The sequence below is a fragment of the Mesorhizobium sp. M4B.F.Ca.ET.017.02.2.1 genome, from assembly GCF_003998955.1.
Taxonomy (GTDB): Bacteria; Pseudomonadota; Alphaproteobacteria; order Rhizobiales; family Rhizobiaceae; genus Mesorhizobium; species Mesorhizobium abyssinicae.
Genome location: NZ_RZOF01000236.1, coordinates 1 through 10,324, shown reverse-complemented (window position 1 = coordinate 10,324; position 10,324 = coordinate 1). Strand labels below are relative to the sequence as shown.

Annotated in this window: 8 protein-coding genes and 2 pseudogenes; 2 read left to right on the top strand and 8 right to left on the bottom strand. The window is 64.4% G+C overall.

Going from position 1 to position 10,324, the window contains the following annotated elements:
* From EN738_RS23675 to EN738_RS23650, 6 genes and pseudogenes are all read right to left on the bottom strand, one after another.
* Positions 1–186, bottom strand: a pseudogene (locus EN738_RS23675) (D-glycerate dehydrogenase); the annotation flags it as partial.
* Between the two features lie 72 nt (positions 187–258).
* Positions 259–1,158, bottom strand: a complete 900-nt coding sequence (gene sucD / locus EN738_RS23670) for a succinate--CoA ligase subunit alpha (RefSeq protein WP_127285818.1) — start codon at positions 1,156–1,158, stop codon at positions 259–261.
* Between the two features lie 14 nt (positions 1,159–1,172).
* Positions 1,173–2,360 carry a malate--CoA ligase subunit beta gene (locus EN738_RS23665; RefSeq protein WP_127285817.1) on the bottom strand — a complete coding sequence of 396 codons (1,188 nt, stop codon included), beginning with the start codon at positions 2,358–2,360 and terminating at the stop codon, positions 1,173–1,175.
* Between the two features lie 18 nt (positions 2,361–2,378).
* On the bottom strand, positions 2,379–3,335 hold the full coding sequence (locus tag EN738_RS23660) for a CoA ester lyase (protein ID WP_127285816.1): 957 nt from the start codon (positions 3,333–3,335) through the stop codon (positions 2,379–2,381).
* A gap of 12 nt (positions 3,336–3,347) precedes the next feature.
* Positions 3,348–4,538, bottom strand: a complete 1,191-nt coding sequence (locus tag EN738_RS23655; protein WP_127285815.1) for an aminotransferase class V-fold PLP-dependent enzyme — start codon at positions 4,536–4,538, stop codon at positions 3,348–3,350.
* Positions 4,539–4,659: 121 nt separating this feature from the next.
* Positions 4,660–5,331 carry a response regulator transcription factor gene (locus tag EN738_RS23650; RefSeq protein ID WP_127285814.1) on the bottom strand — a complete coding sequence of 224 codons (672 nt, stop codon included), beginning with the start codon at positions 5,329–5,331 and terminating at the stop codon, positions 4,660–4,662.
* Positions 5,332–5,784: 453 nt separating this feature from the next.
* On the opposite strand from EN738_RS23650, the gene mgtE reads away from it, so the two are divergent.
* Together mgtE and EN738_RS23640 are read left to right on the top strand one after the other, a co-directional pair.
* Positions 5,785–7,203: a magnesium transporter gene (mgtE, locus tag EN738_RS23645; protein WP_127285813.1), complete on the top strand. Its 1,419-nt coding sequence runs from the start codon at positions 5,785–5,787 to the stop codon at positions 7,201–7,203.
* Between the two features lie 313 nt (positions 7,204–7,516).
* Positions 7,517–7,903, top strand: a complete 387-nt coding sequence (locus EN738_RS23640; protein WP_112618641.1) for a MerR family DNA-binding transcriptional regulator — start codon at positions 7,517–7,519, stop codon at positions 7,901–7,903.
* A gap of 31 nt (positions 7,904–7,934) precedes the next feature.
* Here the strand turns inward: EN738_RS23640 and EN738_RS23635 are convergent, their stop codons facing one another.
* On the bottom strand, positions 7,935–10,076 hold the full coding sequence (locus EN738_RS23635) for a beta-galactosidase (protein WP_127285812.1): 2,142 nt from the start codon (positions 10,074–10,076) through the stop codon (positions 7,935–7,937).
* 26 nt (positions 10,077–10,102) lie between these two features.
* Positions 10,103–10,324: pseudogene (locus EN738_RS35665) on the bottom strand (ABC transporter ATP-binding protein); the annotation flags it as partial.

Below are 10,324 nucleotides of genomic sequence, written 5' to 3'. Positions count from 1 at the left end.
GAACACCGCGACCGGCAAGCGGTCGCTGACCGTCGCCAGGATCGCGTCAAAATCCGCGAAGGCGGACGTCATCGCGGCAGCGCTCAGCGGCGTATCGTCTGCGTTGAGCGTCGTGTCGAAGCGCTCTGCGAGGATCGCCTCGACGGCGGTCGGCCATTTGCGGGTGACAATCAAACGCGGTTTCATCGAGTTTCCTGCCGATCGACGGGCCGCCGCGATGCTTGCGCCGGCCCAGATTTCACAATTAGCGATGCGGCGTCACGCCGCCTTCTTGGTCCGCGCCAGTGTCTCGGCCACGACCTCGCCGAAGGAGGCGGGAGTCGGCACGATGACGACGCCGGCTTCCTTGAGGATCTCGACCTTCTCCTGCGCCGACTCGCCAAAGGCGGAGATGATCGCCCCGGCGTGGCCCATGCGGCGGCCCTTCGGCGCGGAAAGGCCGGCAATGTAGGCGATCAGCGGCTTGCGCATGTTGTCGCGCGCCCAGATCGCGGCTTCGGCTTCCTGCGGGCCGCCGATCTCGCCGATCATCACCACGGCATCGGTATCCTCGTCGCGTTCGAAGAGTTGCAGGATGTCCTTGAACGACGAGCCGTTGATCGGGTCGCCGCCGATGCCGACGCTGGTCGACACGCCGATGCCGAGCGCCTTCATCTGCGAGGCCGCCTCGTAGCCCAGCGTGCCGGAGCGGCCGACGATGCCGACGCGGCCGGGCAGGTAGATGCTGCCGGGCATGATGCCCATCAGCGCCTGTCCGGGGGTGATGACGCCGGCGCAGTTCGGGCCGACGAGGCGCATGCGGTCCTCGAAGCGGTAGCGGCGCATGTAGCGCTTGACCTGCATCATGTCCTGCGACGGGATGCCGTCGGTGATGCAGACGCAAAGCTTGATGCCGGCGTCCGCCGCTTCCATGATCGAATCGGCCGCGAAGGGCGGCGGCACGAAAACGATGCTGGCCTCGGCGCGGGTCTCGCGAACCGCACCCTTGACGGTGTTGAAGATGGGCAGGCCGAGATGGGTCTGGCCGCCCTTGCCGGGGGTGACGCCGCCGACGAGCTTGGTGCCGTAGCGCTTCATGTCCTCGGCGTGGAAGCTGCCGATCTTGCCGGTGAAGCCCTGGACGATGACGCGGGTGCTGCGATTGAGCAGGATTGCCATTTTTTAGACCTCCCTCAGGCTGCTTTTTTCTTCTTGGCGGCCGCGCGCCAGGCGGCGACGGCCTTTTCGGCGGCTTCGGCCAGCGTCTCGGCGACGATCACCGCCTCGCCGGAATCGGCCAGGATCTTGCGTCCTTCCTCGACCTTGGTGCCGGAGAGCCGCACCACCAGCGGCACGTCGACGCCGACTTCGCGGATCGCCTTGATGACGCCTTCGGCGACCCAGTCGCAGCGGTTGATGCCGGCGAAGATGTTGACCAGGATGGTCTCGACATTCTTGTCGCCGAGCACGGCGCGGAAGGATTTCGCCACCCGCTCCGGAGAGGCGCCGCCGCCGATGTCGAGGAAGTTGGCCGGCTCGCCGCCGGCGATCTTGATCATGTCCATCGTCGCCATGGCGAGGCCGGCGCCGTTGATGATGCAGCCGATATTGCCCTCCAGGCCGACATAGGAAAGGCCGCGGTCACTGGCGAAGGTTTCGCGCGGGTCTTCCTGGCTCTTGTCGCGCAATTCGGAGATCTCCGGGCGGCGGAACAGGGCGTTCTCGTCGAACGACATCTTGGCGTCGAGCGCGACCAGGCTGCCGTCGCGGGTCACCACCAGCGGATTGATCTCCAGCATCGAGGCGTCGTAGTCGCGGAACACCTGGTAGCAGCCGAGGATGGTTTCGGTGGCCTTGCCGATCAGATTGCTCTCGAGCCCGAGGCCGAAGGCGATCTCGCGCGCCTGGAACCCCTGCATGCCGACACCGGGATCGACCGTGGCGCGGATGATCGAATCCGGTTTCTTTTCGGAGATGTCCTCGATCTCCATGCCACCGGCGGCCGAAGCCACGATCATGACGCGCTCTTCCTTACGGTCGAGCACGAAGCCGAGATAGAGCTCCTGGGCGATGTCGACCGCTTCCTCGAGATAGAGGCGCGAGATCAGCTTGCCGCGCGGGCCGGTCTGATGGGTCACCAGCTTGCGGCCGAGCATGGCCTCCGCCGCGTTGGAGATCTCCTCGTCGTTGGAGCAGAGCTTGATGCCGCCGGCCTTGCCGCGCGCGCCCGAATGAACCTGCGCCTTCAGCACCCATTTCGAACCGCCGATCTCGCGCGCCCGGTAGGTCGCCTGCTCGGGGCTGTAGGCGAGGCCGCCGCGCGGCACATGCACGCCGTGGCGGGCGAGCAGTTCCTTGGCCTGGTATTCGTGAATGTCCATTTTGTCCTCCGGTAATTCTCAGTGCGTCGCAGCCTGGCCGGCGCGCTCGATGGCCTCGCTGACCACCAGCACGTTGCGCGCCATGCGTTCCGACGCGGCGTCGATCATCTTGCCGTCGAGTGCTGCCGCGCCCTTGCCGAGCGCCTCGGCCTCCTTCAGCACCTCGAGGATGCGCCTGGCGCGGGTGACCTCTTTCTCCGGCGGCGAGAACACGTCGTTGGCGAGCGCGATCTGCGACGGGTGGATCGCCCATTTGCCTTCGATGCCGAGTGCCGCGGCACGCCTTGCGGCCGCATTGTAGCCTTCGGGGTCGGAGAAATCGCCGAACGGTCCGTCGATGGCGCGCAGGCCGTAGGCGCGGCAGGCGACCGTCATCCGCGACAGAGCGAAATGCCACTGGTCGCCGGGATAGTCGGGATTGAGGCCACCGATGTTGACGGTGCGCGCCTTGTTGCTGGCGGCATAGTCGGCCACGCCGAAATGCATCGCTTCCAGCCGGCCCTGCGTGGCGGCGATCGCCTCGACATTGGCCATGCCGAGGGCGGTCTCGATCAGCGCCTCGAGACCGACGCGGGTCTTGTAACCCTTGGCCATCTCGATCTGGTTGACCATCGCCTCGACCATATAGAGGTCGGCCGGCACGCCGACCTTCGGCACCAGGATGGTGTCCAGCCGGTCGCCGGCCTGTTCCATGACGTCGACCACGTCGCGGTACATGTAGTGGGTGTCGAGGCCGTTGATGCGCACCGAGACGGTCTTGCCCTTGGCGCGCCAGTCGATGTCGTTCAGCGCCTGGATGATGTTCTTGCGGGCGCGTTCCTTGTCCGGCGGCGCGACCGCGTCCTCGATGTCGAGGAAGACGAAGTCGGCGGCGCTGTTCGCGGCCTTGTCGATCATCTCCGGGCTCGAGCCGGGAACCGCCAGCTCGCTGCGCTGCAGCCTGAGCTTCTTCAGGTGGTTGATGGTGTGGCTCATGATCGGTTCTCCTCAGGCCGCTTCGGCGACCGGCACGGCGGCCGAGGCGCGGAAGTGCTGGATGGCGGCGCCGACGCCGGAGCCCGGCGCCAGCTTGACCCCGCAGTCGAGCAGCGCCAGCTCGGCGGCCGACAGCGAGGCCAGCACCATCACCTCGTTCAGCCAGCCGAGATGGCCGATGCGGAACACCTTGCCGGCCACCTTGTTGAGGCCGCCGCCGAGCGATGTCTGGTAGGTCCCGTAGGCGCGCTTGACGACGTTGGCGCTGTCGATGCCGTCGGGCACCAGGATGGCGCTGACCGTGTCGGAGTGCCATTGCGGTGTCCTGGCGCACAGCTTCAGGCCCCAGGCCTCGACCGCCTTGCGCACGCCTTCGGCTAGGCGATGGTGGCGGGCGAAGATGTTCTCCAGCCCTTCCTGAGCGATCAGGTCAAGCGAGGCGCGCAGACCCCGCAGCAGCTGGGTGGCCGGCGTATAGGGGAAGTAGCCGGTATCGTTGACGCGGATCATGTCCTCGAAGGAGAAGTAGCAGCGCCGGTGGGTCGCGACCCGCGACGCGGCAAGCGCCTTCTTGCTGACCGACAGGAAGCCGAGGCCGGCGGGCAGCATGAATCCCTTCTGCGAGCCGCTGACGGCGCAGTCGACGCCCCATTCTTCCTGACGGAAGTCGATCGAGCCGATCGACGAGACGCCGTCGACAAAGAGGAGCGCCGGGTGGTTCGCCGCGTCGAGCGCGGCGCGGCAGCCGGCGACGTCGCTGGTGACGCCGGTCGCGGTCTCGTTCTGGGTGCAGAAGACGGCTTTGATGCGGTGCGCCTTGTCGGCCTGCAGCTTCTCGGCATAGAGATCGAGCGGGACGCCGGTTCCCCATTCGCAGTCGATGACGTCGACCTCGAAGCCGAGACGCTCGGCCATGTCGACCCACAGATGCGAGAACTGGCCGAAGCGCGACATCAGCACCCGGTCACCGGGGCTAAGCACGTTGGTCATCGCCGATTCCCAGGCGCCGGTGCCGGACGAAGGGTAGATGAAGACGCGGCCGGTCTCGTTCTTGAACACCTTCTTGATGTCCTCGAACAGCGGCAAGGTCAGATCCGGGAAGGAGGAGGCGCGCATGTCCTCCATCGGCAGGTTCATGGCCTGCCGGACCTGCTCCGGAATGTTGGTGGGCCCTGGGATGAAAAGATGGGTGAACCCAGCCATGCGCGAACTCCTCCGGTCATTTGGGATGGTGGAGGAAGTTTCGTTTCGATGAGCCTGAGCGACAACACTCTGGCGGGTAAGTTGTCGCCGCGCGCGGGTAGGTTCCGCCTACCCGGCCGTCCTACCCGATAGGTGATTTGGGCGTACGGCGCTTCTCGCTCGAATAGAGCGCGACCGCCATGGCGCGGTTGCGGACGTCGAGCTTGTCGTAAAGATTCTTGAGGTGGTACTTCACCGTATTCTCGGAAATCCCGGTCCGTGTCGCGATCTGCAGGTTGGTCCAGCCGTCGGAAAGCACCGCCAGCAGCTCGCGCTCACGCACGGTGAGCTGCGCCAAGGGCGTGTCGTTGACCTTGTTGATGTCGATATAGGGGATGCAGATGCGGCCGTGCGCGACCGCCAGGATGGTCTCGAAGATGATCGGCGGGTCGTCGAACTGGAAGCAATAGCCTTGGGCTCCGAGCCGCACGCACTGCTTCAGGATGCCGATGTCGTGGTCGTTGGAAAAGACGGTGATGCGGACGTCGAGCCCACGGTTCTGGACCTCGGCCAGGATGTCGGCGCCATCCATGTCGGCGAGCTTCCAGCCGATGACGGCGACGTCGAAGTCAGGCTCCGCCGCGAATTCCAGGAATTGCTTGCCGCTTTGCACGGTGGCCAGAAGCTCGAAGCGCCCGTCGCATTCCAGCATTTCGCGAAGGGCCGAGATGACGAGCGGATTGCGTTCGGCAACGATCACGCGAACGCGTCGTTCCTCAATTGACCCGTTTCCTCTCTCCGGCTTCGTCGTCAAGGGTTCCCGGTTTTTCTCTTTGCGGCCGGGCGAGCCCGGCCGTGGTCCTCTATGCTGACAATTCTGCCGCAACCGCGCGGGCGTGCTCTTTCCCCAGCGACATGCGCTGTCGCGTCGCCTGAAGCCGGACCGGCATCCCTTTTTGATGGTATCGCCATTCCCGGTGGCTTACCGGACGATGTCTCCTGGCAATGGAATTGATCGGGCGGGAAGGGCGTATTTCGTTTGATATTCCTGAGCGTTAGAGCGATAGGTTCGCAAATCGAATCGTGCTGCCGAACCATCATTCCTTCGAGCTTCGGATTTTCCCAAATGCGGTTTCCCCTTTGGGTTCGATGCTCTAGACCTGAACTCTAGACTATTTGCTTCTGCGCAATTCCGAACGGAAAACCGTTACACACTTTTCCTGGAATTGCTCTAGCTTTTCCGGAATCCTGACGGCGGGAGGCGCTGGTGGAAGGCCAGGACAATCAGACGACCGACGCCAGGCCGCATGAGGAGGCCCACGCCGACATCTATGGCGAGGACGGCGCCGTCCTGTCATCCTTCCTCGCCCATGTCGGCGCGGCGATCGCCGACCGCGACACGCTCACGCTCAAGCGTGACGTCGGCGACCTGCACCAGTCGGAGCTCGGCGATCTGCTCGAGGCATTGCATCCCGAGCAGCGCCGGGCGCTGGTCGAGCTGCTCGGCTCCGATTTCGACTTTTCCGCGCTGACCGAGGTCGACGAGGCGATCCGTCTCGACATCGTCGACAATCTGCCGAACGAGCAGATCGCGCAGGCGGTGCAGGAACTCGATTCCGACGACGCCGTCTACATTCTTGAGGACCTCGACCAGGAGGACCAGGACGAGATCCTGTCGCAGCTGCCGTTCACCGAGCGGATCAGGCTGAGGCGGTCGCTCGACTATCCGGAGGAGTCCGCCGGCCGGCGCATGCAGACGGAATTCGTCGCCGTGCCGCCGTTCTGGACCATCGGCCAGACCATCGACTACATGCGCGAGGACAAGAACCTTCCCGACCGCTTCAGCCAGATCTTCGTCATCGATCCGAGCTTCAAGCTGCTTGGCGCCATCGATCTCGACCAGATCCTGCGCACCAAGCGGGCCGTGAAGGTCGAGGATGTGATGCACGAGACGAGGCACGCCATCCCGGCCACCATGGACCAGGAAGAAGCGGCGCGCGATTTCGAGCAATACGACCTCCTGTCGGCGGCCGTGGTCGACGAGAACGAGCGGCTGGTCGGCGTGCTGACCATCGACGACGTCGTCGACGTCATCCAGCAGGAGGCCGAGGAGGATCTCTTGCGCATGGGCGGCGTCGGCGACGAGGAACTGTCCGACACGGTGCTCGCGACCTCGCGCTCGCGTGTGCCGTGGCTTCTGGTCAACCTGTTGACGGCCTTCCTCGCGGCCTCGGTGATCGGCCTGTTCGACCACACGATCGAGCATATCGTGGCGCTGGCCGTGCTGATGCCGATTGTCGCCGGCATGGGTGGCAATGCCGGCTCCCAGACCATGACCGTCACCGTGCGCGCGCTGGCGACGAAAGATATCGACATCTACAATGCCGCCCGCATCATCCGCCGCGAGGTCGGCGTCGGCTTCATCAATGGTGCCGTGTTCGCCGTGCTGATCGGCATCGTCGCGGCGGCTTGGTTTCGCGATCCCAACCTGGGCGGCATCATCGCGGCGGCGATGATCATCAACATGTTCGCGGCGGCGCTCGCCGGCATCCTGATCCCGCTGCTGCTCGACCGCTTCAAGATCGATCCGGCGGTGGCGTCGGCCGTCTTCGTCACCACGGTCACCGACTGCGTCGGCTTCTTCGCTTTCCTCGGCCTCGCTACCTGGTGGTTCGCCGTCCCCTGAGCATTGTTGATATTCAGGTGAAGCCGGGCTGCAAATGGCGGTCTCCTGCGCTTCCGGTGCTCACGTACCTTTTAAGTACGCTCGGCTCCGGTTCTCGGAGACCACCATTTTGGCTCGCTTCGCGCCCGTCTTCGACTCCGGCGCGGCCTACCCTGAATCTCAACAACCCTATCCAGTTGGGGATCGTGTCTTCAATTGACTTTTACGTAAATGCCGTGCGAGGTTCGGCCAGCTTCCATTCGATTCCGCTCATGGAACGAAGGGGAGGGGGCGACGCCACGTACGGCGCCCAGAACGGGCATCGGGAGCGACAATGCGGGAATACTACACGATCACCGAACTGACCCGCGAATTCGACGTGTCGACCCGGACGCTGCGCTTCTACGAGGACGAGGGGCTGGTGCAGCCGGTGCGGCGCGGCCGCACAAGGCTGTTTCGGCCGTCCGACCGGCATCTGATCCGCCAGATCATGCGCGGAAAAAGGCTCGGTTTCTCGATCAACGAGATCCGCGAAATCATCCAGATGTACAAGGAACCGCCCGGCGAGGTCGGCCAGCTCAAGCTGATGATCAAGCGCATCGAGGAAAAGCGCGAGGATCTCAGGCAGAAGCGGCGCGACCTGGAAGAAACGCTGGCCGAGCTCGACCAGGCCGAGGAATCCTGCGTCGAGCGCCTGGTGGAACTCGGCGTCAACACCTGAACGTGGCTGTCCCTTGTCGGGCGGTGTCTTCTCAACTGAGCAAGATCACCGCGCTGCCATAGGCTTCGAGTTGCATGGGACCCGCGGTCGGACGACCGGTCAGCAGGTCTAGGCCTTGGGGCACGCCCGGCACTGCCACCGGTACTTCCGTGGTATTTTGAACGAACATCAGTTGGCGATCCTCGGCCTCGCGGATCGACACTTCCACTCCATCAGGCAGTTCAGGAAGCAGAGGCGCCACGCCCGCCCTGGTCAGAACGCCCTCGGCGATGGCTTCCGCAAGCTCGTGCGTCAGATAGGTACCGACATAGACGACGCGGCCTTTGCCGAGCTGGCGTGAGGTGATTGCCGGCTGCCCGGCGCAAAAGCGGCTCGACCATGCGCCCAGCACCTCGGTATCCGGCGCGACCTCGAGCAGTTCGTAGAGATGCGCGGCCTCAAACTGCCTGTTGCCGAAGGTGAAATGATACTTGCGCTCCGCCGACGAGGCCGGGAGAGGCGATGGCGGGACATGGGCGCCAGTGGCGGCCTGGCGGAACAAGGGAAACAGGCCGGCGCCGCCTTGCGGAACGAGGCGGCCGAACTCGGCAACCTTGACGCCGCTCAGTGCCGAAAGATCGCGCCCGGGTGCCTGCTCGCGAACGATGTGGTTGTTCTCATCCCTTGTGCCGGTCAGCGCCGACAGGATCAGTGTGCCGCCGCTGCGGACGAAAGCCTCGACCGCAGCATTCCATTCCTGCTTCCACATCACCCAATGCGGAACATAGAGCGCCTTAAGTCGCGACAGGTCATCCTCGGGGTGGATGAAGCCGCAGGCTATGCCGTTCCGGTAGCAGTACCGGTGCAGCAGCGTTGCATCGTCGAGCGGGCTCGGCAACCCCATGGCATAGGTCTTATGCGCTTCCTGGTTGTCGAAATCCGCGCCGGCGATGCCGATGTCCATGCGCACGACCGTGCCAAGGATCTGATTCTTGATAGCGGCGATGTCGTGGAAGAACCGGCTCGCCTCGTCGTAGCGGCGTCGGGGCACGTCGTCGTGATCGATGACGCCCATCCAGTAGATCTCTGCGCCAAAATGCGCGGGGCGCCAGCGGAAAAACATGATGCCGTCGGCGCCGCGTGCCACCGATGTCATGGCCATGCGGCGCATCTCGCCCGGCTCCGGTGTCATGGTCGAGAAGCCCGGCTGGCTGCCAAAGCCGGAGGCCTGCTCCGGCACGATATAGTTGCCGGAGTATGCACGGCAGATGTCGAGATGCAGCGCCTGCGTGGCCGCGTGTCCGCCCGTGCGCCGCATTTCGTCATACAGCATCGGGTAGATGTCGAAGCCGATGAAATCGAGGTCCTGTCCGAACTGGCCGCGGAAATCGATGTCGGCGAGCTGGCCGAGATTGTGGAAGACGAACCAGTCCGGATTGGCGGCGCGCAGGATCTCGACTTGGTCGTGCTGGAAAGCCGCCGTCGCCGCGGCCAGGAAGCGATGGTAGTCCTGCACCTGCCCGGGGCTCGGATAGGATGGCATCAGCGGCCGCGGCAGGTCGATTTGTGAGAAATCGTCGTAGGCCGTCGCCCAGAAATGGCCGCCCCAGGCGAAATTCAGCGCGCCGATCGCGCCGTATTTGTGCTGCAGGAATTTCTGGAATTCCAGCCGCGTCGAAGGCGCGAACGACTCCGAAACCGTCGTGTTGAGCTCGTTGTCGGTCTGCCAGCCGATGACGCGAGGATTGTTGTTGTAGTGCTCGGCCATGGCGCGCGTGATGCGGCGGCTGTGAGCGCGAAACACGGGGCTGGTGGTGTCGGCGTGCTGACGCGATCCATGGCTCGCGCGGTGGCCGTTGACGTCGACGCGCAACACCTCGGGATAGTTGACGGTCAGCCAGCGCGGCGGCGTCGCTGTCGGCGTGCACATGATCGTGTCGATTCCGACAGCGCCGAGAACCTCGATTGCCCGGTCGAACAGATCGAAGTCGAACTTGCCTTCATAGGGCTCGAAAATATGCCAGGCGAACTCCCCCATCCGGACCGTGTTGACGCCGGCGGCAAGCATGCGCTCGGCATCGCGTCGCCAGCAGCTCTCGTCGACATGTTCGGGATAGTGCGGTGCTCCCAGAAGAAAGCGGTCGAGATTGAGCGGTCGCCAAACCGAAAGCGGGGCGGGCTTCTTGCAGTGCATGCGGATGATACTCTTGGATGCGAGGGTCAGGTTGCGGGAACGGGTTTTCGCGACGTCAGCGTGCGGCCATCGGGTCCGAACAGATAGGCGTCGGCGATCTCGAAGCCGGCCGTCAGCCGGGCGCCGACACTGATGGGCGACACCTTGTTGAGCTGCACCGTGAAATTGCCGGTGCCGCTGTCCGAATTGGTTGCTTGGAGGGGGGAAGCGTCGAGGTAGAGAACCGTTTCCCGTCCCAGTTGTTCGAC

Coding starts and splice junctions, on each gene's coding strand:
- sucD (WP_127285818.1), bottom strand. CDS start 1,158: ATGGCAATCCTGCTCAATCGCAGCACCCGCGTCATCGTCCAGGGCTTC.
- EN738_RS23665 (WP_127285817.1), bottom strand. CDS start 2,360: ATGGACATTCACGAATACCAGGCCAAGGAACTGCTCGCCCGCCACGGC.
- EN738_RS23660 (WP_127285816.1), bottom strand. CDS start 3,335: ATGAGCCACACCATCAACCACCTGAAGAAGCTCAGGCTGCAGCGCAGC.
- EN738_RS23655 (WP_127285815.1), bottom strand. CDS start 4,538: ATGGCTGGGTTCACCCATCTTTTCATCCCAGGGCCCACCAACATTCCG.
- EN738_RS23640 (WP_112618641.1), top strand. CDS start 7,517: ATGCGGGAATACTACACGATCACCGAACTGACCCGCGAATTCGACGTG.
- EN738_RS23635 (WP_127285812.1), bottom strand. CDS start 10,076: ATGCACTGCAAGAAGCCCGCCCCGCTTTCGGTTTGGCGACCGCTCAAT.